Origin of the sequence: Burkholderia pyrrocinia, assembly GCF_018417535.1 — a bacterium.
Classification (GTDB): domain Bacteria; phylum Pseudomonadota; class Gammaproteobacteria; order Burkholderiales; family Burkholderiaceae; genus Burkholderia; species Burkholderia pyrrocinia_E.
Window position 1 is genome coordinate 2,602,404 of the sequence record NZ_CP070978.1, and the last position, 24,963, is coordinate 2,627,366.

Below are 24,963 nucleotides of genomic sequence, written 5' to 3' on the forward strand. Positions count from 1 at the left end.
CGATCACACGACCCGCATGAAAACTCTCTACAAGCTCGCGCTGCTCGCGATGCTCGGCGCCTTCGCGACCCATGCCGGTGCGCAAAGCAGCATCACGCTGTACGGTCTCATTTCGGCCGGCGTCGGGTTCGCGACGAACCAGGGCGGCAAGAACGCCTGGCAGGCGCTGTCCGGCACGAACCAGAACCCGCGCTGGGGGCTGAAGGGCAAGGAGGATCTCGGGCAGGGGCTGTCCGCGATCTTCCAGCTCGAGAACGGCTTCAACGTGATGACGGGCACGGCCGCGCAAAACGGCCGCGAGTTCGGGCGCATGGCCTACGTCGGCCTTGCCGACCGCACGTACGGCTCGGTCACGTTCGGCCGCCAGTACGACGCGATCCACGACTACATCGGGCCCGTGATCATCGCGAGCAACGGCGTGAACATCGGCGACAACGACAACGGCTACAACGACATCCGCGTGCAGAACTCGGTGAAGTACGTGAGCCCCGTCTACTACGGCCTGAAATTCACCGCGCTGTACGGCTTCAGCAACGCGACGGGCTTCGCGAACAACAGCGCATACAGCTTCGGGCTCGGCTACGAGCGCGGCCCGCTGCGCTGGAGTGCGGTCTACGCGCAGTACAACCATCCGTACAGCAGCACGAACCAGGACGGCGCGATCGCGAACGACTATGCGTCGCCGCTGCTGATCTTCAGCAAGAGCGCGATGACGCCGGCGGCATACGCGAGCCGGCAGCGGATCGCGGGCACGGGCGGCTTCTACACGATCGGCCGCGCGCAGTTCGCGGCGATGTTTACCGACGTGCGCTACGATTACCTCGACAATTCGCACCTGCACCTGCAGAACCTCGGCGTGAACGTCGTCTACACGATGACGCCGCAGCTCTTTCTCGGCGCTGCGTATGCGTTCACGAACGGCAAGTACGACGTGATCGACAAGCGTCCGAAATGGCACCAGGTAAACCTGCAGGCCGACTACTTCCTGTCGAAACGCACCGACGTCGCGCTGACGGTGATCGTGCAGCAGGCGGCCGGCGACGCGGACCACGCGCAGATCTTCGCGTACGCGCGCTCGACCGGCACGCGCCAGATGATGGCGACGCTCGGCGTCCGGCACGTTTTCTGATTCCGACCATGACCCATCCGATCGCATCCCGCCGCACCTTCCTGAAACTGTCCGCCGCGCTGGCCGGCACCGCGCTGCTGCCCGAAACGGGCGCGTTCGCCGCCGGCGGCGACGCCGCGCGCCGCACGGTGATCATCGATACCGATCCGGGCCAGGACGACGCCATTGCGATCCTGTTCGCGCTCGGTGCGCAGGACCGGCTCGACGTCCGCGCGCTGACCGCCGTCGCGGGCAACGTGCCGCTCGACCTGACCGAACGCAATGCACGGATCATCCGCGACTGGGCCGGCCGCACGAAGACGCTGCCGGTCTATGCGGGCTGCCCGCGCCCGCTCGTGCGCGAGCTCGTGACGGCCGCGAACGTGCACGGCAAGACCGGGCTCGAAGGCGTCGAGCTGCACGAGCCGCGCGCGCCGCTCGCGACCGGCCACGCGGTGTCGTACCTCGTCGATACGCTGAGCCGCGCGGCGCCGAACAGCGTGACGCTGTGCGCGCTCGGCCCGCTGACGAACATCGCGACCGCGCTGGTCGAAGCGCCGCAGATTCGCGGCGCGCTGCGCGAAATCGTGCTGATGGGCGGCGCGTTCTTCGAGCGCGGCAACATCACGCCGGCCGCCGAGTTCAACATCTACGTCGATCCGCAGGCGGCAGAAGCGGTGTTCGGCAGCGGCGTGCCGGTCGTCGTGCTGCCGCGCGACGTCGCGGTGAAGGCGCCGATCACGCCGGCGCGCGTCGCGCCGTTCCGCGCGCTCGGCAACCGCTGCGGCGCGATCGTCGCGGACATCATGACGGCCGAGCTGGCGTACAACAAGAAGCGGCGCGGCGTCGACGACGGGCCGATGTACGACCCGACCGCGGTCGGCTATCTCGTCGATCCGACGCTGTTCAACGGACGCAAGGTGAACGTCGTGGTCGAGACGACCGGGCAGTGGACGCTCGGCGAGACGATCGTCGACTGGAACGGGCGCAGCGGCCGCGCGGCAAACGCGACGTGGATCAACGAGGTCGATGCGGACCGCTTCTACGCGACGCTCGTCGAGCGCATCGCGAAGCTGCCCTGAACGCGGGCCTTCGCGCGGCGAACGGAATCAGATGTGCTTCGCAATCCACTCGCGGCACGCGCGCACATGCGGGCCGCGATCGTCGGCGGCGAGCGAGATCAGCGAGATCGCGCGCGTGACGCGCGGTTTGTCGACGCGCAGCGCGACGAGTTCGGGATCGTGCAGATGCATCGTGTAGAGGCTCGGCAGCACGGCGGTCGCAAGGCCGTTGCGCGCGAGCGCGTAGAGCGGCTCGGTGTATTCCATCCGGTACGTGACGTTCAGGCGCAGCTTCCCGGCGCCGCCGGTGCGATGCAGCGATTCGCTGACGCTGCCGCGCACGAACACGGCCAGCTCGCGATCGACGAGCTTCGCCCACGTGACGCTCTTCGCTCGGGCGAGCGGATCGTCATGCCGCACGACGATCACGATTTCGTCCTCGAAGAGCTCCCGGTAGCGCAGCGTGCCGTCGTCGCCGTCCGGTTCGCGCACGCCGATGCCGAGATCGGCGACGCCGTCGCGCACGGCTTCGACGAGCGCGCTGTTCGGCAGGTCGGTGAGCGTGAAGCGCAGCGTCGGATGCGTGCCGCGCAGTGTGTTGAGCGCGGGCAGCAAGCGGCCCGCGACCGACGGGATGAACGCGATCCGCACGGTCTGGATGCGCTCGCCGATGAGCCGCGTCATGTCGTCGAAGGTGCCGCGCGCGTGGTTGAGCAGGCGTTCGGCGAGCGGCAGCACGGCAACGCCTGCGGACGTCAGCGTGAGCCGGTGCGCGGACCGCGCGAACAGGCGCCCGCCGAGCAGGAACTCGATCTGGCGGATCGACGCGGTCAGCGCGGGCTGCGTGAGCGACAGCGCCTGCGCGGCCTGCGTGAAGCTGCGTGCATGGGCGAGCACGACGAAGTGCTGGACCTGCCGCAGCGTGAGCGCGGGCAGCAGCGACGAGCGGTCGGACGACATCGGGCAATAACGGTCGGGGTGCGGTACGCGGCAGTATAAGACCGTGCTGCATGAATCGACACAGGACAATATTCGGAATCACAGGAGAACCACCATGTCAGCGACTGACACGATGCCGGCGCGTGCGCCGGCCAACTGGCTCGAACGCCGCTTCGCGCTCGCCGCGCGCGGCACGAGCGTGCGCACCGAGACGATCGCGGGCGTCACGTCGTTTCTCGCGGCCGCGTACCTGCTCGTCGTGATCCCCTCGCTGCTCGCCACCGGCGGCATGGAGCGCGGTGCGGCGACGACCGCGACGATCATCGTGTTCGTGCTGTTCACCACGCTGATGGGGCTCTACGCGAACCTGCCGTTCCTGGTCGGCCCAGGCATCGGCGGCTCGGTGATCATCGGCGTGACGCTCGCGACGACGGAACACATCGGCTGGCAGACGGGCCTCGGTATCGCGTGCGTGTCGGGCGTGCTGTTCTTCCTGCTGACGATCCTCGGCGCGCGCGGCGTCGTGGTGCGGCTGATTCCGGTGCAGATCAAGCTCGGGCTCGGCGCGTCGATCGGGTTGTTCGTCACGATGCTCGGGCTGCGCAATGCGGGGATGGTCGTCGCGAACGCGAAGACCAACGCGTTCGCGCTCGGCGACTTCTCGCGGCCGGGCGCGCTCGTCGCGCTGATCGGCCTGGCGGTCGCGGTCGTGCTGCAGGCGCGCAAGGTGCCGGGCGCGATCCTGATCGCGATCCTCGTCGCGGCCGCGGCCGGCGTGCCGCTCGGCGTCACGCGCCTGCCCGCGTCGTTCGTGTCGCTGCCGCACAGCATCGCGCCGATCGCGTTCAAGCTCGACATCGGCAGCGCGTTGAGCCTGGCGGCCGCGCCGTACCTGTTCGCGTTCTTCGCGGCGGAATTCTTCTCCACACTCGGCACCGCGCTCGCGGTCGGCGCGAAGGCGAACCTGCTCGACGAGCACGGCAACCTGCCGGACATCAACCGGCCGTTCCTCGTCGATTCGCTCGCCGCGACGCTCGGGCCCGTGTTCGGCATCCCCGCGCTGACCGCGCTGATCGAATCGGCGGCGGGCGTCGAGGCCGGCGGGCGCAGCGGGCTGTCGTCGCTGGCAGCGGCCGTGCTGTTCGCCGCGATGCTGCTGTTCGTGCCGGTCGCGCTCGCGATCCCGAAGGAGGCGACCGCGCCGGCACTGATCCTGATCGGGCTGTCGATGTTCGCGACGATCCGCCATACGCATTTCGACGACTTCACCGATGCGCTGCCCGTGATGTCGATGGTGCTGCTCACGCTGATGTCGAACAGCTTCGGCACCGGCATCGCGGGCGGGCTGCTGTGCTACGTGCTCGTCAAGCTGCTGGCCGGCCGCTGGCGCGACGTGTCATGGGGGCTCGTCGTGCTCGCGATTCCGCTCGGCTATTACTTCTGGACCGTCGTGAAGCCGCACTGAGAGACGGCTTCCATGACGTATCGGCACTACCCCAAACGAGACTGAAATGAAGGGAACACCAGGCAACGTCCCGGCCGCGCGCACGGGCATCGAGATCACGCCGGCCCATCGGGCCTTCTTCCACGCGCTGCCGAAGGTCGAGCTGCATTGCCATCTGCTCGGCGCGGTGCGGCACGATACGTTCGTCGCACTCGCGGAACGCAGCGGCGCGCCGATCGAGCGCGCGGAGATCGACGCGTTCTATGCGCGCGGCGAGAAGCCGGTCGGCGTGCTGCACGTGCTGCGCGCGCTCGACAAGTATCTGCTTACGCAGCCCGACGATCTGCGAAAGATTGCATACGAATATCTGGAGGACGCGGCTGCGCACAACGTTCGACACGCGGAATTCTTCTGGAATCCGACCGGCACGGTGCGCGTATCGGGCATCGCGTATGCGGACGCGCAGGCCGCGATCGTGACGGCGATCCGCGACGCTGCGCGCGATTTCGGGATCGGTGCGCGCCTGATCCCGAGCATCGACCGCGAGCAGGACCCCGACGAGGCGGTCGCGATCGTCGAATGGATGAAGGCGAATCGCGCGGACGAGGTCGCAGGGCTCGGGATCGACTATCGCGAGAACGACCGGCCGCCGGAACTGTTCTGGAAGGCTTACCGCAATGCGCGCGCGGCCGGCTTCCGCACGACCGCGCATGCGGGCGAGTTCGGGATGCCGTGGGGCAACGTCGAGACGGCCGTCGACCTGCTGCAGGTCGATCGCGTCGATCACGGCTATACGATCGTCGACAACCCCGAGCTGTGCGCACGTTATGCGGAACGCGGGATCGTCTTCACCGTCGTGCCGACGAATTCGTACTACCTGCGCACGCTGCCGCCGGAGCAATGGGCGGAACGGCATCCGATGCGCAAGATGCCGGGCCTCGGGCTGAAGATCCATCCGAACACGGACGATCCGACGCTGCACAAGGTCAATCCGGGCGAGGCGTGGGAGCTGATGTTCAGCCATTTCGGCTTCACGGTCGCTGAATTGAAGCAGTTCATGCTGAACGGGATCGACGGCGCGTGGGTCGACGACGCAACGAAGGCCGCGTGGCGTGCGGCGTGGGCGCCGGAGTTCGATGCGTTGGCCGCCACGCTCGCGGCGGGCTGAGCGCCGTTGCGCTTTCCGCCGGCGAGTGCATCAGCCAGCCGGCAGCACGTTCAGCGGAACAACCTCAGCCAGTCGAACAGGCCGGGATGCGGGCGCCGCCTCGCCGCCGGCGCGCTGCGCGGCCGGAAGTCGGGCGAGAACTGCGCGCGCGGATCGATCGCACGCGCACGCAGCGCCGCATCGTAGAAACCGCCGACGATCGGCAGCGCGCTGTGCGCGCCCGCGCCCCAGTAGTCGCTGCGCAGCGTCACGCTGCCGTCGTCGAAGCCGACCCATGCGCCGGCCACCAGTTGCGGATGCATCAGGATGAACCAGCCGTCCGCGTTGTCCTGCGTCGTGCCCGTCTTGCCGGCGACGTCGACGCGGATCCCGTAGCGCGAGCGGATGTCGGCGCCGGTGCCGTGATCGACGACATCGCGCATCACGTCGACGAGCGTCTGCGCGGCAGGCACCGGCAACGCGCGTTCGGGCGGCGCGCTGCCGAATGCCGCGAGCACTTTGCCGTCGCGATCCTCGATGCGAGTGATCATCTGCGGCGCGACGTACTCGCCGCGATTCGCGATCGTGCCGTACGCTGACACCATCTCTTTCAGCGTGACGGGGCTCGTGCCGAGCGCGAGCGACGGCACCGCGTCGAGCGGGCTGTCGCGCACGCCCATCGCGCGCGCGAGCTGCGCGACCTTCGCGGCGCCTTCATGCTGCATCACCTGCGCGGTGATGCGGTTGCGCGACAGCGCGAGCGCGTCGCGCAGCGTCATCGGCTCGCCCGTCGGCGGCTCCTCGTCGGTCGGGCGCCAGACCGCACGGCCGTCCACGGGAATCGCGACCGGGCGGTCGATGAACGTATCGCCCGGCCGCATCCCGTCCGCGAACGCGGCGCCATAGACGAACGGCTTGAACGTCGAACCCGGCTGGCGCCGCGCCTGCGCGACGTGATCGAACGGCTCGCTGCCGAAATCGGAACTGCCGACCCATGCCCGGATCGCGCCGTTGCGCGGATCGATCGCGATGAAGCCGGCCTGCACCTGCGTCTTGCGCTCGCACAGCGCGCGAACGAATGCGCGATTCGCGCCGAGCTGTTTCAGTGCGGCTACATCGGTGAGCCCCGCGTCGCGGACGCTGCGATAGTCGGGTGTCTGGCGGATGAAGCCGCGGAACAGGTCGTTGCGCAGCCCGCAGCCGGACGGGCCGCGCCATGCGCTGTCGGCGATCGCCTGCAGCCGCTCGGTCTGCTGTGTCAGCGCCTGCGTCGCCATGTCCTGCAGCCGCGCATCGAGCGTCGTGCGTACGACGAGGCCGTCCGAGTAGAGGTCGTAGTTGTTGCGGTCGGCCCACGCGATCAGCCACTTGCGAAGCTGCACCGCGAAGTGCGGCGCGAGGCCGGGCTGCGCCGTCTGCGGCTCGAAGTCGACGCGCAGCGGCTGGCGCTGCAATTTCGCGAGCTGTCGCGGCGACAGCATGCCCATCGTCGCCATCCGGTCGAGCACGATGTTGCGCCGCTGTACCGCGCGTTCCGGATTCAGCACCGGGTTGTAGTAGCTGTTGCCCTTCAGCATCCCGACGAGCGTCGCGCTTTCGGCGATGTCGAGCTGGTCCGCCGATTTGCCGAAGTAGGTGCGCGCGGCCATTTCGACGCCATACGCGTTGTACAGGAACGGCACGGTATTCAGGTAGGTCTCGAGGATCTCGTCCTTGCTGTACACCGTCTCGATCTTGAAGGCGGTGATCAGCTCCTTCACCTTGCGCGTGAGCGTCAGCGAACGGCCGACTTCGTCCGGGTACAGGTTGCGCGCGAGCTGCTGCGTGATCGTCGAGCCGCCCTGGCGTGCGCCCGAGAACGTGTGCAGCCCTGCCGCGATCGTGCGGCGCCAGTCGATGCCGTGATGCGAGTAGAAGCGGTGATCCTCGGTCGCGATCAGTGCGTCGACCATGTGCGGCGAGATCTGCTTGAGCGGCACCCATTCGCGGTTGACGGGCCGGAACTCGGCGATCAGCTCGCCGTCGGCCGACAGTACGCGAGCGGGGCGGTCGATGCGCGCCTTGCGGATGTCGCCGATGCTCGGCGTGAACGGGACGAACGCGAGCAGGACCAGCAGGCCCAGCACCGGTATCGCGGCGAGCGTCAGCGCCACGCTGCGCCGCGTCGGATGACGCAGGCGATGCAAGGCGCCTGCGCACAGCGCGCGGGTGCGCGCGTGGCAGGCGGCGGCGAGCGGCGCGACACGGGCGCGGCAACGGAGCCACGCGTCTCGAAGAAACGGCACGAAGCGATTCACGGTGGCAGGGGCGTGGACGGAAGAGGCGCGATCCTAGCAAACGGCGCACCTGTGCCGGCGGCCAAAACGGCCTTTTGCTTGCAGGATTTACAGACGATTACGTTTGTTGCCTGCGGACAACCTTTTGCGGCGCGACCGGCCGCGATTCTCCCGACGAAACCACGTCCGCGAGCCGCTGCGCGGCCGCTTCCATCTGCGCACGGCCGAACCCGCCGAAGCCGAGCACGAGCCCCGGGCGGGCCGTGCCCGGCGCGAACATCGGCGACACCGCGCGCACCGCGACACCGGCCTGCGCCGCGCGCGCGACCACGTCGAGATCGTCGATCCCTTCGGCGAGCCACAGCACGACGTGCATCCCCTGGTCGCCCGGCTGCACCCATGCGCGTTCGCGCGGCAGCCGCGTGCCGAGCGTGTCGATCAGCAGCGCGCGCTGCTCCGCATACACGCCGCGTACGCGGCGGATGTGGCGGTCGAGATGGCCTTCCGCGATGAACGCGGCCAGCACGTGCTGGTCGGCGGTCGGCGCATGGCGATCCATCAGCACGCGCGCGCCGCAGAACGCGGGCACGAGATCGTCCGGCGCGATCACGTAGCCGAGCCGCAGCGACGGAAACAGGATCTTGCTGAACGTGCCGAGATAGATCACGCGGTCGGGGTCGAGCCCCTGCAGCGACGGGAACGGATAGCCTTCGTAGCGCAGCTCGCTGTCGTAATCGTCTTCGACCACCCATGCACGCTGCGCGCGCGCCCACGCGAGCAGCGCGTTGCGTCGCGCCATGCTCAGCGGCATGCCGAGCGGGTACTGGTGCGACGGCGTGACGAATGCGGCACGCGCATGCGGCGCCAGGCGGATGCCCGCGTCGACGTCGAGGCCGTCGGCGTCGACCGGCACGCGCACCATCGCGTCGCGCCGCCCGGTGCTTTCGAGCAACGCGGTGATGCCGCGATAGGCCGGATTCTCGACCCACGCCTGATCGTCCGCGCCGAGCAGCACCTGGCTCGCGAGATGCAGCCCCTGCTGCGTGCCGCTCGTGACCACGACCTGGTCGGCCGTGCAGCGCACCGAGCGCGACCGGCGCACGTAGTCGGCGATCGCTTCGCGCAGCGGCAGCGCGCCTTGCGGATCGGCATAGCCGGACGGCGCACCGGCGCCGCGCGCGCGCAGGCGGTTGCCGAGCCGGCGCCAGATGTCGTCGGGCGCGGTGAGGCCGACCGGCACCGAAATCGCGAACGGCAGCGCCGGCAGCGGACGGAATTCGCGGGCGATTCGCGCAAAGGTGGCGGCCGGCTCCGGCAGCCCGGCGCGCGCCGGGCGCCCGCGTTGGGCAGGCGCTTCAGGTTCGTCGACGGGCGGCGGCTCGGCGAGCGCGTGCGCGACGCGCGTGCTCGCGCCGCCGCGCGATTCGAGGAAGCCTTCGGCGACGAGCTGCGCATACGCGTCGACGACGGTGCCGCGCGCGACCTGCAGCGCGGCCGCCAGCAGCCGCGTGGACGGCAGCGTGTCGCCCGGACGGACGTCGCCGCGGCGCACGGCGTCGCGCAGCGCCTGCGCGAGCTGGCGGCTCAGGTCGCCGGCCGTGCGATCGAGCGCGCCGAGCGACGGGATTTCGACGTTCCGGGCTGTTCTTGCCATGATTCTGGTCTGCTGAAATTGTTCCAAACCGGCTCTACAGCATAAACCAGTTTGAGATCACAATCGGCGCATGACGGGCCAGCGCCCGAGCCATTTCAACCGCCGTACGACCGTGGAGCCGACATGTACGTCCCTGCCGATTTCAACGAGCCCAACCCCGACGCATTGCGCGAACTGATCGTGCAGCATCCGTTCGGCAGCCTGATCACGCACGGGAAGAACGGGCTCGACGCGAACCACATTCCGTTCGAGCTGCTGCCGGGCGACGGCGGGCTCGGCGAGCTGCACGCGCACGTCGCGCGTGCGAATCCGGTCTGGCAGGAGGTTGCGAACGGCGACGAGGTGCTCGTGATCTTCCGCGCCGGCGATGCGTACATCTCGCCGAACTGGTACCCGAGCAAGCACGTCGCGCACCGGCAGGTGCCGACGTGGAACTACGTGGTCGTGCATGCGCACGGCCGCGTCACGGTGCGCGACGACGAGAAGTTCGTGCGCGGCGTGGTCGCCCGGCTGACGCGCACGCACGAAGCGTCGCAGCCGGCGCCGTGGAAGATGGCCGATGCGCCGAAGGACTATCTCGACACGATGCTGCAGTCGATCGTCGGGCTGCAGATCGAGATCACGCGGCTCGTCGGCAAGCGCAAGCTCGGGCAGAACAAGGCGGTCGAGGATATCCGCGGCGCCGGCGACGCGCTGATCGCGGACGGGAATCTCGCGATCGGGGAAGCGATGCTGGCGGCGGCCGACGCGAAGCGCAAGCGAGCCTGACGCACGCGGGGGCGAGTGCCGCGCCCGCGTGCCGGCGGGTTACTGCGTGCGCGTCGTTCCCTTCATGCCTTCTCCCGCCTGCGCGAGCGCACCGCGAATCGCCGCCTCGGTCTGGTCGTACCCGCCTTCGCCATAGCGCGTATAGACGACCTTGCCGTTCGCATCGATCAGGTACAGCGCGGGCCAGTACTGGTTGCCGTACGCGCGCCACGTGCCGTAGCGGTTGTCCTGCGCGACCGGGTACTGGATCCCGAAGCGCTTGATCGCATCGGCGACGTTGCCCGCGTCGCGCTCGAACGGATACTCGGGTGTATGCACGCCGACCACGACGAGCCCCTGGTCGCGATACTTCCGGTACCAGTCTTTCACGAACGGAATCGTATGAATGCAGTTGATGCACGAGTACGTCCAGAAATCGACCAGCACGACCTTGCCGCGCAACTGGTCGAGCTTGAGCGGCGCGCTGTTGTGCCAGCGCTCGATGCCCGTGAAGTCGGGTGCCGGCGTGCCGGCCAGCGAGGTCGTCATGCCCGCGTCGTCGCGGGTGCCCGCGAAGGCGGCGAGCCCGGCCGTGGCGGCGAGGGCGATGACGAGGGCGGCGGTCTTGAGTCGGGGCAGCATGGCGTTCTCCTGATCGGGAGGCGGCCGCTCGGAGCGGCCGCCGGACGGGTTTCGACAGGCCCCATTAGGCTGCGCCGACGTATCTGCGATGTGTCCGGCAAGCCGCGCGTGTGCAATGTTGTGTGTCGTCACGGCCGCGCGATACATTGGGATACAAACGCGTGCCCGCCGTGCGGTATAAAGCGGACATCGCCTGCGGAACACCACGACACCGACACCGACTCATGGACAAGATCGACCACGTGCTGATCGTCGACGACGATCGCGCGATCCGCGAACTGATCGCGGACTACCTGGAGAAGAACGGCATGCGCGTGTCGCTGGCCGCGAACGGCCGCGAGATGCGCAACCTGCTGGACGACGGCGCGCCCGACCTGATCGTGCTCGACCTGATGCTGCCGGGCGAGGACGGCCTGACGCTGTGCCGCGACCTGCGCGCCGGCAAGTTCCGCACGGTGCCCGTGCTGATGCTGACCGCGCGCGGCGAGGAAACCGACCGCATCATCGGTCTCGAGATGGGCGCCGACGACTACCTGGCCAAGCCGTTCGCGGTGCGCGAGTTGCTCGCGCGGATCCGCTCGGTGCTGCGCCGCGCGCGCATGCTGCCGCCCGGCATGCAGGTGACGGAAACGGCCGAGCTGCTCGCGTTCGGTGAATGGCGGCTCGACACGACGGGGCGCCACCTGCTCGACGCCGAAGGCACGCTGGTCGCGCTGAGCGGCGCCGAATACCGGCTGCTGCGCGTGTTCCTCGACCATCCGCAGCGCGTGCTGACACGCGACCAGTTGCTCAACCTCACGCAGGGGCGGCAGTCCGATCCGTTCGACCGCTCGATCGACCTGCTCGTGAGCCGGCTGCGCCAGCGCTTGCGCGACGGTGCGCGCGAGCCGCGCTACATCAAGACACTGCGCAACGAGGGTTATGTGTTCTCGTCGGCCGTGACCGCCGTCGACGGTACGTCATGAGCGCGCGCACGCCGTGGCACTGGCCGCGCTCGCTGTTCGCGCGGCTCGCGCTGATCCTGTGCGTGGGCCTCGCGCTCGCGCAGACGCTGTCGTTCTGGCTCACCGTGACCGAGCGCGACCAGGCGACCACCAACCTGATGATGGGCTACATCGAGCGCGAGGTCGCGAGCTCGGTCGCGCTGCTCGACCACCTGCCGCCCGCCGAGCGGGCCGCGTGGCTGCCGCGCCTCGCGCGGCGCAGCTATGCGTTCATCCTCGGGCCCGGCGAAACGGGCACGCCGCCGGAGGCGCGGCTGTCGGCGCGCGTCGAGCGGTCGATTTCCGACGGCATCGGCGGCGACTACCCGCTGACCGCGAACGCGATCCCCGGCGACCGCGAACATCTGCAGGTGCATCTGCGCCTGACCGACGGGTCGCCGCTGACGATCGACATCCATCCGATGTCGACGGTGCCGCTGTCGGGCTGGCTGCCGGTCGTGCTCGTGCTGCAGCTCGCGGTGCTGGCCGCGTGCTGCTGGCTCGCGGTGCGGCTCGCGACGCGTCCGCTCAAGCAACTCGCGCAGGCGGCCGACGCGCTCGGCCCCGACCTGAAGGGCGAGCGCCTGAACGAGGGCGGGCCGTCCGAGGTCGCGCGCGCCGCGCGGGCGTTCAACGCGATGCAGGATCGCATCGCGCAGTACATGGCCGAACGCATGCAGATCCTCGCGTCGATCTCGCACGACCTGCGGACGCCGATCACGCGGATGCGGTTGCGCGTCGACGTGATGGACGACGACGCGCAGGGCGCAAAGCTGCGCCAGGACCTGCTCGAGATGGAGCATCTGGTGAAGGAGGGCGTCGCGTATGCGCGGACGCTGCACGGCACCGAGGAAGCCGCGCGCCGCATCGATCTCGATGCGCTGCTCGACAGCATCGTGTGCGACTACACGGATGCGGGGCGGGACGTCGCGCTGAACAGCCGTGCGCCGCTCGCGCTCGTCACGCGGCCGAAGGCGCTGCGCCGCATCGTCGGCAACCTCGTCGACAACGCGCTGAAGTTCGCGGGCGCGGCCGAGATCGACGTGCAGGCCGCGCCGGACGGCGGCGCGGTGATTGCCGTGCTCGACCGCGGGCCCGGCATTCCGGACGATCAGCTCGACGCGGTGTTCGAGCCGTTCCGGCGCGTGGAGACGTCGCGCAACCGCGAGACGGGCGGCACGGGGCTCGGTCTTGCGATCGCGCGGCAACTCGCGCTTGCGATGGGCGGCACGCTCACGCTGAACAACCGGCCGGACGGCGGCGGGCTGGAGGCGAGGCTGACGCTCAGGAATGCGGGGTGACAGGGCAGCACGGCGGGTCAGCACCGGCCGGTGCGCAGCGCGACGGTCCAGTCGTCGCGCCCGCGCGATGCCGCGGTGGCGGCGGCCGTGTGCCAGTCGTATTCGACCGCATGGAATTCGACGTTCCAGCCGGCCGCCGTGCGCGACACCATCGCGTAGCGCGCATGCGGCGAGCCCGTTTCGATCCGGTGCGGATGCGGCAGGTCGTCCGAGTACGCCTGCAGCCCGACGCTGCCCGGGTTGACGATCAGCCGGCCGTCGGCGAGCTTCGCGGTGCGCGGCACGTGCGTGTGGCCGCACAGGATCAGCGACGCCGGTGCGTCGCCCGCGCGCTGCGCGATCTCGTCGGGCGTGGCCGCGCGGCAGCCGTCGGGCGTGACCGTTTCGAGGAAATAGACGAGGTCGCTGGCCGGCGTGCCGTGCACCATCAGCACGTCGTCGTCGAGCGTGGCGCGTTCGGGCAGCGCGGCGATCCAGTCGAGCTGGTCGGCGCGCAGCGTGTCGTGCGCCCAGCGATCCGACAGCCGCATCGACTCGCGATCGCCGGTGAGCAGTTGCCGTTCGTGATTGCCCTTGACGGTCGGCAGGTCGAGCGCGATCAGGTGGTCGGCCGTTTCGGCCGGATGGAGCGCGCCCGACACGATGTCGCCGAGATTGACGATCACGTCGGCGCCGCGGCGGCGGACGTCGTCGAGCACAGCGTCGAGCGCGGCAAGGTTGCCGTGGATGTCGGAGAGCGCGGCGATTTTCATGGCGGACCGTCGAGGCAGGGAACGGCGATTGTCGCCAATTCGGTGCGGGCCGTCCAATGGCGTGCGCATGCGAAGCGGTGAGCGTTTGGCGTGAAGCCGCGGGTTGTGCGTCAGTCGGTCGCGAGGCGCGCGTACATCGCGAAATCGCCCGGCGTGCCGCGCACCATCTTGTATGCGCGCAACAGCCCTTCGTAGCGGTAGCCGCACTTCTGCAGCACGCGCGCGGAGCCTTCGTTGCTGGTCAGCACGACGGCCTGCATGCGCATGAAGCCACCGTCGGCGAATGCCCACTCTGTGACGGCGGTACACAGCGCGCTCGCGATCCCGCGCCCCCAGTGCGACGGCGCGAGGTCGTACGCGATTTCCGCCGAGCGGTTCGCGGTGGATACCGTATGCAGCCCGATCGTTCCGGCGAGCGCGCCCGATGCGGTGTCGACGATCGCGAGACGCCGGACCGAATCCGGGTCGGCCGATTCGATGTGGTCGAACAGCGGCAGCAGATCGTCGCGCGAGCGCAGGTTCCAGCTCGTGTGGCGGACGACGTCGGGGTTCGACAGGTACGCGTACCACGCGTGGAGATCTGCGCGTTCGAGCTGCCTGAGCGACAGGCCCGGAAAGCCGGAGCGGGGCGGCGCATCGACTCTCATCGGCACCCGCGCCTACGCGGCATGGCGCCGATACAGCGCCAGCGAACCGGCGAGCGCGAGCAGCATCGCGCCGCACGTGCGTTCGAGCCACAGCGCGCCCGAGCGCTTCAGCAGCCGCACCGCGCGTGCGCCGAGCAGCGCGTAGCCGAACATCACCGCGCCGTCGAGCAGCGCGAACGTGACTGCGAGCGCGACGTATTGCGGCGCGAGCGGCGCGGACGGATCGAGGAACTGCGGCAGGAACGCGGAAAAGAACAGATAGCCCTTCGGGTTCGTCACCGCGGTCAGGAAGCTTTTCGCGAAGATCGACGTGTTGCGCTCGGGCGCGGCGCCGCCATGCGCGGCGGCGACGTCGAGCGAGCCCTTCGACGTCAGCAGCCGGATGCCGACATACGCGAGGTACGCGGCGCCGAGCCACTTCACCACCGAGAACCAGAACGCCGACGCCATCAGCAGCGCACCGAGGCCGAGCGCGACCGCGACGATCAGCACGAAGTCGGACAGCATCGCGCCGGCGAAACCGTAGGCCGCGCGGCGTACGCCGTAGCGCGAGCCGTTGGTCAGCGCGAGCAGCACGGTCGGGCCGGGTGTCGCGATGCCGACGAACGCGACGGCGGCGAAGATCAACAGGGTCGTTTCATGCATGAAGGAACTCCCGAGGGAAGGCGCGCGTTCGATTATCGGGTGCCCGCGCCCGCGTTGTACAGGCACGACGGCTGCGCCTTCGACTATCTCGATTTTGGCAAGAGATTGTTTTCATTATTCCGCTTTCGATAGGAACCGGTTCCAAATACCATGGCGGCCGCAGCGGGCCTGCCCGCCGCGACGCCGCGCGCGCCCGTCGCATGCGCGCGTTCCCGCGTGCGGACGCCACGGCCGCACACGGCCGGCGGAGCTCGCCGCCGCACGCGCTACTCGCACAGAACAACGGGTTCACCGCCCGGAGACATAAAACCATGAACAAGCAACTGATCGCAGCACCGCTGCTGCTCTCGCTCGCGGGCATCGCATCCGCGCAAAGCTCCGTCACGCTGTACGGCATCGTCGATGCAGGCGTGACCTATCGCAGCAACGAACGGGTCGGCTCGGCCGGCGCATACACCGGGCATTCGAGCGTCGGGCTCACGACCGGCAACCTGTCCGGCAGCCGCTGGGGCATCAAGGGTTCCGAGGATCTCGGCGGCGGGATGCGCGCGCTGTTCGTCCTCGAGAACGGCTTCGACATCACGAACGGCACGTCGGGCCAGGGCGGCCGCCAGTTCGGCCGGCAGGCATTCGTCGGCGTCGGCAGCGACCGCTACGGCTCGGTCACGCTCGGCCGCCAGTACACGTCGCTCGACGACTTCGTGAGCCCGGTCGGCCCGTCGTCGTTCATCGGCGGGTTCGGCGCGCACCCGGGCGACATCGACGATCTCGACCAGACCGCGCGCGTCGACAGCTCGATCAAGTACACGAGCGCGAACTACGCGGGCTTCACGTTCGGCGCGTTGTACGGCTTCGGCGGCCAGCCGGGCAGCATGAAGCAGCGCAATACGTGGAGCGTCGGCGCGGCGTACGCGGCGGGCCCGCTGCGTGTCGGCGTCGGCTACGAGCGCTCGGACAACAGCAAGACGGGCGCGACCGACCCGACGGCCGGAAAGTGGCAGAGCACCGACGACGGCCTGTTCAACTCGTCGATCAACGAAGGTTATGCGAGCGCGCAGTCGCAGCAGGTCATCGCGACGGGCGCGACGTACGACTTCGGCCCGGCCGTCGTCGGCGTGAACTACAGCAACGTGCAGTACCGCGGCGGCGACCGATCGCTGTTCGCCGGCCACGCGACGTTCAACGTCGCGGGCGTGTTCACGCGCTGGAACGTGCGGCCGCAGACGCAACTGTTCGCCGGCTACAGCTACACGCGCGGCAGCGATGTCGATGGCGTCGACGACCGCGCGCAGTATCACAACGTGACGCTCGGCGCCGTCTACGACCTGTCGAAGCGCACCAGCGTGTACCTGCTCGGCGCGTACCAGCATGCGTCGGGCATGACGCTCGACGCGCTCGGCCGGCCGGTGGCCGCGACCGCATCGGTGTCCGACAAGGCGAACGGCCACTCGTCCGACGCGCGGTCGCAGGCGATCGTCAGCCTCGGGCTGCGCCAGAAGTTCTGACGCGCAGCAGTCGTTGCGGTCGCAACGTTACTCGCAGCCGGTGCGGGCCGCGTTGCACGCCTGCTCCTATACTGTCGCCTTCTTTCTTCGAGAAGACGACATGACCCGAACGCATTCCGCGCGCTGCCTGTGCGGCGCCGTCACCGTCACGCTGCGCGGCGAGCCGGCGGCGCGCGCGAACTGCCATTGCGCGACCTGCCGCGATTTCTACGGCACGTCGATGCTGTCCGCGACCGCGTGGCCGCCGGAGCAGGTTGCCGTCGCCGGCGGCCACGCGACGTTCCCGCATCCGTCGAAGTCGATGTCGCGCACGTGGTGCGCGTCGTGCGGCGAGATCGTGTCCGGAACGAACCGGCTCGGCATGCGCGTCGTGCCGAACAGCCTGACCGCGCGTGCGCACGGCGGGCTACTGCCGGGCGACCTGCAGCCGACGATGCATTTGTTCTACCGGCAGCGCGTGATCGACGTCGTCGATGCGCTGCCCAAGTACCTCGACGGCTGGGACGGCCCGACGCTCGACACCGCGAACTGAACGATCGCGACCGCGTGCCGGCACGGCCGGTGCGCGGTTTTTTCGGCCGCATCCTTCTTCTCACTTCCTTTCTTCCGCCCGCCGCGTTCGCGGTACGCCCGATACGCCGAATCGCGAAAAGCCGATTGCACCGGATAATATTTTTTCTCTTTCATTTTAATTTCGATTTGTAATCATCGAACCAACTTCCGGGGAATGAAAAAGCAATGCGGGCGCATCAGAAAGAATGACGCATTCGCATTGGGCGACCCGGAAGAAAATGCCGGGGAAAAGCGCCGAAACCGCGCTTCCGGCGGGCCGTTGCGGCGCGGTGAGCGGGTTTGACCATCGTTGACGAAAAAAGCGCCGGACGACAAAAAGCGCGCGGTGAATAATTCGGGGTAACGGCGAATGCGCTTTTGCCGGAATCACCAATATTTCATGCGCGGCGATTTACAGTGTCGACAAACGATCGTCTGGGAGCATTATTCATGTCAATGAAACAAATTCGCGCGGCGTTGCTGGGAATGTGCATCGCCATGCTGGCACCGGCGAGTCACGCGCAGGTGCAATACACGACGGACTGGCTCGCGAACACGTTCGGCACGCTGGCCGCGCACGTGGGCAACGGCGCGCGCTCGATGTGGGTCGCGCCCGAGGGCGTGATCTATACGGCGTCGCGCTGGGACGAGAACGCGGGCGGCGTCGCGATCTACCAGAACGGCCAGCCGCTCGGCACGATCGGCATCCACGACGAATTCCAGGGCGGCGCGATCACCGGCAATTCGACGTCGCTGTTCGTTGCGCTCGGCTACAACCGCACGTTCGGCAGCGGCTCGGTGGGCCGCTACAACCGCGGCACGAACCTGCGCGACCTGCGCATCCCGGTCAGCACGTGGACGGGCATCCAGTACGCGGACGTGATCACGGGCCTCGCGACAGCCGGCAACCTGCTGTACGTGAGCGACTTCTACGGCAACCGCGTGCGCGTCTATACGACGGACGGCGTCTGGCAGCGCGACATCGGCGTATCGGGGCCGGGCGCGCTGGCGCTCGACGCCGCCGGCAACCTGTGGGTCGCGCGCAAGAGCGCGGGCGTCGTCGCGCAGTTCAGTGCGACCGGCACGGCGATGAACACGATCCAGATGGCGGCCGGCGCGCGGCCGGCGTCGCTGTACTTCGATGCGTCGATGGGCCAGTTGATGGTGGGCGACGAAGGGCCCGACATGAACATCAAGGTCTACAGCGGGCTCCTCGGCCTGCCGATGCAGGTCGGCACGTTCGGCGTGCAGGGCGGTTATCTCGACACGACGACGGGCATCAAGGGGCAGGTCGGCGACAAGCGCTTCACGCGCGTCGCCGCGCTCGGCAAGGATTCGGCCGGCAACCTGTACGTGCTGAACAACGCATGGGGCGGCGGCTGGGATCTCGGCCGCAACGGCAGCACCGACCTCCATTCGTACAGCCCGACGGGCGCGCTGCAATGGAAGCTGCAGGCGCTGAACTTCGAGGGGATCGCCGCGCCCGACCCGGTGACGGACGGCGCGCTCTTCTACAGCGGCAACAACGTGTACACGGGTTCGGCGGGCGGCACGTTCGTCGCGAACACGGTCGATCCGTTCACCTATCCGAAGGACCCGCGCCTCGACATGAAAGACTACCAGCGCGGCCAGCACTTCGGCCAGCTCGTGATGGTCGGCGGCAACCGGATTCTCGTCGCGTCGGGCCAGAACCCGGGCAACTTCAACTTCTATTACTTCAACACGGCGAGCGGCTATATCGCGATTCCGGCCGGCTCGCTCCCGGGCAAGCCGTTCAACACGACCCTGCAGGTGACGGCCGGCTTCGACATCGACGGCAACGGCGACGTGTGGGCAGGGCTGAACGGCTCCAACGTGATTTCCCGCTTCCCGATGACGGGCTTCGACGCGACCGGCAAGCCATCGTGGGGCAAGCCGACGACGACACCCGTGCCGAGCACCGTGGCGCCGGTCACGCGCATCATCTACCGGGCGGACAGCGACACGATGATCCTCGCGCAGGGCCTCGCGGGCAATTGGGACTGGACCGCGATGAACGGGCACATCGAGGTCTATCACGGCTGGAAGAACGGCAACACGAGCGCGCCGAATCCGGTGATCAACCTGACGAGCGCGAATCCGAAATCGATCGCGGCGGCCGGCCACTACCTGTTCGTCGGCTACGTGCACACGGTGCCGAACATCGACGTGTTCGACCTGAACACCGGTGCGCTCGTCACCACGCTGACGAATTCGAACACGTCGGCGATGGATGTCGGCAACGACGTCGACTCGATGTACGGCGTGCGTGCGTACCTGCGCTCGACCGGCGAGTACGTGATAACCAAGGACAACTACAACGGGACGAGCATCGTCGTGTATCGCTGGCATCCGTGACCGCGCCGGCCGCACCGGCCGGCGCGGCCTGGCGTCATGGCGCGCCGAGCACGCGGCCGTTCACGCCGAGCCCGTACATCGAGTCGGGCGAATCGTGGAATTTCGTGCGCGTGTCCTGCACCGAGCCCGTGAAGCGCGGGTCCTGCGGACGTTCGTGGCTGTCCATGAAGGTCGCGACGTCCCACGCCTCCTGATCGGTCAGCGTGCCGCCGAGCCCGAGCGGCATGTTGGCCTTGATGAAGCCGGCCGCGTTGCGGATGTCGCCCATCCCTGCACCCCAGTTGAACGAGCGCGCGCCCCACAGCGCCGGGAAGGCCGGCTTGCCACCGCTCGACTGCCCCTGGCCGTCCGCGCCGTGGCACAGCGCGCAGTGCTGCGCGTAGACGGCGGCGCCGCGTGCGTAGTCGGCCTTCTGCGCGGGCGGCGGCAGTTTCGGGAAGCCTTGCCCCGGCAGCTTCGTGCCGACCGGCGCGCCCTTCGCGAGCCAGTACGAATAGGTTTCGAGCGCGACGAGGATCGGGTCGCCGGCCGGCGGCGCCTTGCCGTTCATGCTGTAACGAAAGCAGCCCTGCAGGCGCTCGGCGAACGTGTTCACGTGGCCGTTCTTGCTGCGGTAGGCCGGATACAGCAGGTACGCGGCCCACATCGGGCTCGAATCGGGCCGGCGGCCCGCGTCGAGGTGGCAGCTCGCGCAGGTCAGCTTGTTGCCGACGTACTTGCCCGCGAACTCGGGCGTGTGCAGGAAGATCTGCTCGCCGAGCTTCACGGTCTTGCCGAAGTCGTCGGCGGGCATCGCGGATTCGGCGGGTGGTGTGAACGGCCTGGCTGTGGTCGCGGGTGCGGTCACGGGAGCGGAAGTGGCGACCGGCGTGTCCTGCGGCGCCGCCGCGAACGTGAGCGCGGGCATCCAGGCCGCGCCTAGCAGCATGGCGCGTGCGCGGCGGATCAGCGTCGTGCGGTCGATCATCGCTTGTCTCCTTGTGCGGCGCCGCCGCGCGTGTAGTAGGCGGCCACCGCGTCGATGTCGGCGTCGGACAGCTTGCCGGCGATCATCGGCATCAGCGCCATCGGCCCGGGCGGGCGCGTGCCGTGTTTCCAGCCGTTCAACTGCCCGGCGATGTACGCGGCCGGCTGGCCCGCGAGCGGCGGAAACGCGGTACCCACACCAAGGCCGCCGGGGCCGTGGCATTGCGCGCACGCGGGCAGGCCCTGCGACCAGCGCCCGCGTGTCGCGAGCCATGCGCCGGTGTTGGCCGGATCGATCGACGTGTTGTCGGGGGTAAAGACGCCGGCCGGCGCGGGCAGGCTCGCGAAGTACGCGGATACCGCGTCGCGCTCGTGCGGCGTCAGCAGTTTCGAGAGCGGCCGCATGACGGGATTCTGGCGGCTGCCGTCCGCGAACGCGGCAAGCTGCGCGGACAGATACGCGGCGTTCGTGCCCGCAAGGCGCGGGAAGCCGGCCGCCGCGTTGCCTTCGCCCTGGCTGCCGTGGCAGCCGATGCAGGCCGCGACGCCCGTCGCCGAGCCCTGTGTCGCGAGCGTCTTGCCGAGCGTTGTGTCGTCCGCGTGCGCATGGCCGGCCAGCAGCGCGGCCGCGGCAAGCAGCAGCGGCGCGCACCGGCGTCGCCGTGTGTCGACCTTATCGTTCACGTGTCCCCTCCTTGTTGTATGTCGCGTGTGCGCCGCCACGCAGCCGCGCGGCCGGCGCGGGTCCGTCAGCCTGCGTCCGGCCGGTCCTCCGTCGGCGCGAGGTGTTGCGCCGGTATCGTCGCATCGTAGCGGCCGAAGCCGTAGCGCTGGAATATCCGGAACGCTTCCGGCGACCGGATGAACGCGAGCCACGCGCGCGCGGCTTCCGGATGCGGCGCGTCCTTCACCATCGCCCCTGCATAGATCGCCGTCGTATTCTGCGCGGCCGGAATGTCGATGTGCATCAGCGGATGCCCGACCTGTTCCTGGAACGCCGCTTCGGATTGCCACAGCACGCCGGCGTCCGCGTGATCCTGCATCAGGAACAGCGCGGTTTCCCGATGGTGGATGTGCGTGAGCTCGGTCGTGCCGGCGCGCACCTTGTCGTCGTAGACGGTGCGCGCGAGCGCGTCGCCGCCGGCCTTCACGAGCGACGCGCGGATCTGCCGCGCGACGCCTTCGAATGCCGGGTTCGGCATCGCGAGCTTCACGTCGGGCCGCGCGAGATCGTTCAGCGACGCGATGCGCTTCGGATTGCCGGCGCGCACCATGATCGTCAACTGGTTCGTCACGTACGGCACGGCGGGGCCCGCGAGCGTGCCGTCCGCGATCAGTCCGTCGATCTTGCCGAGCCCCGCGAAATACGCGTCGGGCTTGACCGTCCACGTCATGTTGCCGACGGTGATCGTGCCGCCCGCGTGGATCTGCTTCACGAGCAGGCCGGGCGGGATCGTTTCCCAGTAGATGCGGCCGCGGTATTCGGGATGGTCTTCCTCGAACTTCGCGACGAGCGGCGCCATCGCGAAGAAGTAGTTGCCGCCGACGAACAGCACGAGTTTCGGCGCGGCTAGGTCGCCGTGGAAATCGGCGAGCACGTCGACCTGCGGCACCGTGAATTCGAGGCCGCGATGAAGCGCGTCGTTGTTGCGGCCGTCCTGCCAGGGCGGGAAGATGTTTGCGGCGGTGTCGGCGGACGCGGCGAGCGATAGCGCCGACGCGCAGCACAGCCAGCCGGCCAGCGCGGCGCGTAGCGTGCGCCGTCGGCGGCGCGACGGCGATTGCGGGTGGATCGAGGTCATCGTGGGCCTCATTTCGCGTACGTGAAACCGGCCTGCTGCAGCTCGGGCAGCGTGCCGACCGCGCCCGGCGTGACGATCGCCGACGGGATTACGTGGTTGGTCAGGTCGGCCGCGAGCGCGTCGAGCGGCAGCTTGTCGGGATTCGCGTTCGCGCCGTCGAGCCGTTCCGCGAGTTCCCAGATCGCGTTGTGGCACGACAGGAACACGACGCCGCGCTGCTGTAGCGCGGCGATGCTGTTGTCGTGCGACGAGAATGCGCCGTCGGGCAACGCGTGATCCTGCGTACCTTTCGATTGCGCGGGCTTCGCGTCGAGCAGCGTGTTGGTCGGGAATGCGGCGCCGGCGAATTTCGCGAGGCCGTATTTGTCCCACGCGGTCTGGTCGAGCAGCGCGAGATGCGCGCTGCCGTGCGTGGCCGACACGACGAGGAAATCCGGATGACCGTACGACCAGATCTGCGCGTTTAGCGAATTGCGCATCAGGTTCAGCCACGGGCCGCCGAGCTCGGTGTTGTCCCACACCTGCTTCGGGCCGCCGCGATAGCCGATCACTTCGGTGAGCGCAGCGTGATCCCACTGGTCGGGACGTTCGAGGATCATCGGCACCGTCTTGAAGTCACGACGCCTCTGCGCGGCCGCGAGGCGGCGCGTGAGGTCGGCGAGACGCGCGGCGCCGCCGGGCAGCAGCGCGCCGCTCTCGGGCGCCGCCGCGTGAGCGTGGCGCGTGGCGGCGAGCAGTGCGGTGCCGGCCGCGAGGCCGAGTGTCTTGAGCGCGCCGCGGCGCGCATGCCGGTCGGACATGGCTTGTCTCCCAGGATCGTTTTTGTGGGGGCGTGTCGCGTTGCCGTGCGGCGGCGCAGCGTCGCCATCACGTAGCCAGTCTAGAGGCGCGCGATCGATACCGGAAATCGCGATATCGGATGGGAGATATTCGGGGGTCTGATGATTGTCTGAAACGACAGGACAGCGCGGCGCCGACGAATGCGGCGCCGCGCTGCCGGCCGCGGCCGCACGACGTCAGTGCGCCGCGCGTTCGCGCAGGACTTCCGACGGCCGGCTGTTGCGCACGAATACGGCTGCCAGCACGGCGCCCGTCAGCGCGATCGCGCCGGCCAGCACGAACGCGGTCGCGAACGAGCCGCTGCGTTCGACGATGAAGCCGGTCACGGCCGGCCCGATCACGCCCGACAGGCTGCCCATGCAGTGCAGGAAGCCGCTTACGCCGCCGACGCGCGTCGGGTGCACGACATCCTGCACGATCGCCCAGTAGATCGCGCCCGTCACGTACAGGAAGAACAGCGACACGGACATCAGCGCGACCGCGCCTTGCGTCGATTGCACGGCGCCCGCGACCGCCACGCATGCGCCCGCGCCGAGCAGGCAGGTGACGAGCACGATCCGGCGCGACAGCAGCAGGTTGCCGGTGAGCCGGTAGAGCGCATCCGAGATCGCTCCGCCGCACGCGAGGCCGACCGTGCCGACGAGCCAGGGCACGACGGTGGCGACGCTCATCTCCTTGATGTTCAGATGATGCGCGCGCACGAGGTAGCTCGGGAACCAGCTCAGGAAGAAGAACAGCACGTAGTTGTAGCTGAAGAAGGCGGCGGCCGTCGCGAGGATGCGCGGCTGGCGCACGTAATGCGACAGCGTGTGCGCGGGCGTGGCCGCGCCGGCGGCCGCAGGGGCGTGGACGGGCGTTGCGGCGGGCGCACCCGGTGCGTCGTTGACCGGCGCGGCCGGACGATCCGACGTCGACATCATCCATACGACGACCCACGCGAGCCCGATCGCGCACACGATCCAGAATGCCGGCCGCCAGCCGAACTGCGCGGCCAGCAGGCCGACGATCGGCCCCGCGATCGCGCCGCCGAGCGGCGAGCCGGCGCTGAGCAGGCCCATCGCGGTCGCGGCGGCGTCGCGCGGCAGCCAGTTGTTGACCATCTTGTTCGCGGCCGAGCACAGCGGCCCTTCGGCCATGCCGAACAGCAGCCGCACGATCAACAGGCTCACGAAGCCGACGGTGAGCGCGGTCATCCCGCAGAAGATCGACCAGAGCCCGACCGCCAGCACGTACACGAGCTTCGGCCCGAGCCGGTCGGACGCGAGGCCGCCGATGAAATTGAACAGTGCGTAACCGATGAAGAACGTGCTGAACACGAGGCCCATCTGCGCGGCGTCGATACCGAGATCGGTCTGCACGATCGGCGCGACGATCGACAGCGCGACGCGGTCGAGATAGTTGATGCCATACACGATGAACAGCAGGAACACCGTCAACCACGCCTGCGACTTCTGCTTCATGTCTGTCTCCTTCGTGCCGGTGGGCCGGCCGTCATGTCTCTTCGATCGTTCGCCGCGTCGTCATGAACGTCGGCGGGCAGGGGCGTTGCGCGGTTCGCGGCGGGCTGCGGCGAACC

At 68.9% G+C, this 24,963-nt stretch carries 22 protein-coding genes; 10 read left to right on the forward strand and 12 right to left on the reverse strand.

Annotation, left to right across the window (positions count from 1 at the left end; all coding sequences use genetic code 11):
* Positions 1–16 precede the first annotated feature (16 nt).
* A complete protein-coding gene (locus JYG32_RS29875; protein WP_213265992.1) occupies positions 17–1,129 on the forward strand; it encodes a porin in 1,113 nt (370 codons plus the stop codon).
* Between the two features lie 8 nt (positions 1,130–1,137).
* Positions 1,138–2,190: a nucleoside hydrolase gene (locus tag JYG32_RS29880; RefSeq protein WP_213265993.1), complete on the forward strand. Its 1,053-nt coding sequence runs from the start codon at positions 1,138–1,140 to the stop codon at positions 2,188–2,190.
* Positions 2,191–2,217: 27 nt separating this feature from the next.
* On the opposite strand, the gene JYG32_RS29885 is transcribed toward JYG32_RS29880, so the two are convergent.
* On the reverse strand, positions 2,218–3,129 hold the full coding sequence (locus JYG32_RS29885) for a LysR family transcriptional regulator (RefSeq protein WP_213265994.1): 912 nt from the start codon (positions 3,127–3,129) through the stop codon (positions 2,218–2,220).
* A gap of 94 nt (positions 3,130–3,223) precedes the next feature.
* On the opposite strand from JYG32_RS29885, the gene JYG32_RS29890 reads away from it, so the two are divergent.
* Together JYG32_RS29890 and add are read left to right on the forward strand one after the other, a co-directional pair.
* Positions 3,224–4,573 (forward strand): NCS2 family permease, encoded by a 1,350-nt coding sequence (locus JYG32_RS29890; RefSeq protein WP_213265995.1) that lies wholly within the window; start codon positions 3,224–3,226, stop codon positions 4,571–4,573.
* Positions 4,574–4,619: 46 nt separating this feature from the next.
* Positions 4,620–5,720, forward strand: coding sequence for an adenosine deaminase (add, locus tag JYG32_RS29895; protein ID WP_213265996.1), 1,101 nt, complete (start codon positions 4,620–4,622; stop codon positions 5,718–5,720).
* 50 nt (positions 5,721–5,770) lie between these two features.
* Here the strand turns inward: add and JYG32_RS29900 are convergent, their stop codons facing one another.
* Entirely contained in the window at positions 5,771–7,996 is a 2,226-nt protein-coding gene (locus JYG32_RS29900; RefSeq protein WP_213265997.1) for a penicillin-binding protein 1A, read from the reverse strand.
* Between the two features lie 97 nt (positions 7,997–8,093).
* The gene (locus tag JYG32_RS29905; protein ID WP_213265998.1) at positions 8,094–9,629 is read right to left on the reverse strand and encodes a PLP-dependent aminotransferase family protein; all 1,536 of its coding nucleotides are present in this window, start codon (positions 9,627–9,629) and stop codon (positions 8,094–8,096) included.
* A 123-nt stretch (positions 9,630–9,752) separates the two neighbouring features.
* Between JYG32_RS29905 and JYG32_RS29910 the strand changes: the two genes are divergently transcribed.
* On the forward strand, positions 9,753–10,397 hold the full coding sequence (locus JYG32_RS29910; RefSeq protein WP_213265999.1) for an FMN-binding negative transcriptional regulator: 645 nt from the start codon (positions 9,753–9,755) through the stop codon (positions 10,395–10,397).
* Positions 10,398–10,436: 39 nt separating this feature from the next.
* Here the strand turns inward: JYG32_RS29910 and JYG32_RS29915 are convergent, their stop codons facing one another.
* The gene (locus JYG32_RS29915; RefSeq protein ID WP_174381160.1) at positions 10,437–11,018 is read right to left on the reverse strand and encodes a thioredoxin family protein; all 582 of its coding nucleotides are present in this window, start codon (positions 11,016–11,018) and stop codon (positions 10,437–10,439) included.
* Between the two features lie 224 nt (positions 11,019–11,242).
* Here JYG32_RS29915 and JYG32_RS29920 point away from each other — a divergent pair, with 224 nt between their 5' ends.
* Both JYG32_RS29920 and JYG32_RS29925 read left to right on the forward strand, forming a co-directional pair.
* A complete protein-coding gene (locus JYG32_RS29920; protein WP_213266000.1) occupies positions 11,243–11,983 on the forward strand; it encodes a response regulator in 741 nt (246 codons plus the stop codon).
* Complete coding sequence (locus JYG32_RS29925) at positions 11,980–13,302, forward strand: ATP-binding protein (protein ID WP_213266001.1); 1,323 nt, start codon at positions 11,980–11,982, stop codon at positions 13,300–13,302. The genes JYG32_RS29920 and JYG32_RS29925 overlap by 4 nt, the downstream gene beginning before the upstream one ends.
* A gap of 17 nt (positions 13,303–13,319) precedes the next feature.
* Here JYG32_RS29925 and JYG32_RS29930 read toward each other — a convergent pair whose 3' ends face one another.
* The 3 genes from JYG32_RS29930 to JYG32_RS29940 form a co-directional block, all read right to left on the reverse strand.
* Entirely contained in the window at positions 13,320–14,054 is a 735-nt protein-coding gene (locus JYG32_RS29930) for a metallophosphoesterase family protein (protein ID WP_213266002.1), read from the reverse strand.
* Between the two features lie 110 nt (positions 14,055–14,164).
* Positions 14,165–14,701 (reverse strand): GNAT family N-acetyltransferase, encoded by a 537-nt coding sequence (locus JYG32_RS29935; RefSeq protein WP_213266003.1) that lies wholly within the window; start codon positions 14,699–14,701, stop codon positions 14,165–14,167.
* Positions 14,702–14,713: 12 nt separating this feature from the next.
* A complete protein-coding gene (locus JYG32_RS29940) occupies positions 14,714–15,346 on the reverse strand; it encodes a LysE family translocator (RefSeq protein WP_174381155.1) in 633 nt (210 codons plus the stop codon).
* Between the two features lie 311 nt (positions 15,347–15,657).
* Here JYG32_RS29940 and JYG32_RS29945 point away from each other — a divergent pair, with 311 nt between their 5' ends.
* From JYG32_RS29945 to JYG32_RS29955, 3 genes are all read left to right on the forward strand, one after another.
* Positions 15,658–16,851 carry a porin gene (locus JYG32_RS29945; RefSeq protein WP_174381154.1) on the forward strand — a complete coding sequence of 398 codons (1,194 nt, stop codon included), beginning with the start codon at positions 15,658–15,660 and terminating at the stop codon, positions 16,849–16,851.
* A 100-nt stretch (positions 16,852–16,951) separates the two neighbouring features.
* Entirely contained in the window at positions 16,952–17,383 is a 432-nt protein-coding gene (locus tag JYG32_RS29950) for a GFA family protein (protein ID WP_213266004.1), read from the forward strand.
* Between the two features lie 470 nt (positions 17,384–17,853).
* Positions 17,854–19,779 (forward strand): SMP-30/gluconolaconase/LRE-like region family protein, encoded by a 1,926-nt coding sequence (locus tag JYG32_RS29955; RefSeq protein WP_213266005.1) that lies wholly within the window; start codon positions 17,854–17,856, stop codon positions 19,777–19,779.
* 34 nt (positions 19,780–19,813) lie between these two features.
* On the opposite strand, the gene JYG32_RS29960 is transcribed toward JYG32_RS29955, so the two are convergent.
* From JYG32_RS29960 to JYG32_RS29980, 5 genes are all read right to left on the reverse strand, one after another.
* Positions 19,814–20,746 (reverse strand): c-type cytochrome, encoded by a 933-nt coding sequence (locus tag JYG32_RS29960; protein WP_213266006.1) that lies wholly within the window; start codon positions 20,744–20,746, stop codon positions 19,814–19,816.
* Positions 20,743–21,429 carry a c-type cytochrome gene (locus tag JYG32_RS29965; RefSeq protein ID WP_213266007.1) on the reverse strand — a complete coding sequence of 229 codons (687 nt, stop codon included), beginning with the start codon at positions 21,427–21,429 and terminating at the stop codon, positions 20,743–20,745. The genes JYG32_RS29960 and JYG32_RS29965 overlap by 4 nt, the downstream gene beginning before the upstream one ends.
* A 65-nt stretch (positions 21,430–21,494) precedes the next feature.
* The gene (locus JYG32_RS29970) at positions 21,495–22,547 is read right to left on the reverse strand and encodes a molybdate ABC transporter substrate-binding protein (RefSeq protein ID WP_213266008.1); all 1,053 of its coding nucleotides are present in this window, start codon (positions 22,545–22,547) and stop codon (positions 21,495–21,497) included.
* Positions 22,548–22,555: 8 nt separating this feature from the next.
* Complete coding sequence (locus JYG32_RS29975; protein ID WP_213266009.1) at positions 22,556–23,347, reverse strand: transcriptional initiation protein Tat; 792 nt, start codon at positions 23,345–23,347, stop codon at positions 22,556–22,558.
* Positions 23,348–23,563: 216 nt separating this feature from the next.
* Positions 23,564–24,847 carry an MFS transporter gene (locus JYG32_RS29980; protein WP_174381150.1) on the reverse strand — a complete coding sequence of 428 codons (1,284 nt, stop codon included), beginning with the start codon at positions 24,845–24,847 and terminating at the stop codon, positions 23,564–23,566.
* Positions 24,848–24,963: the final 116 nt, after the last annotated feature.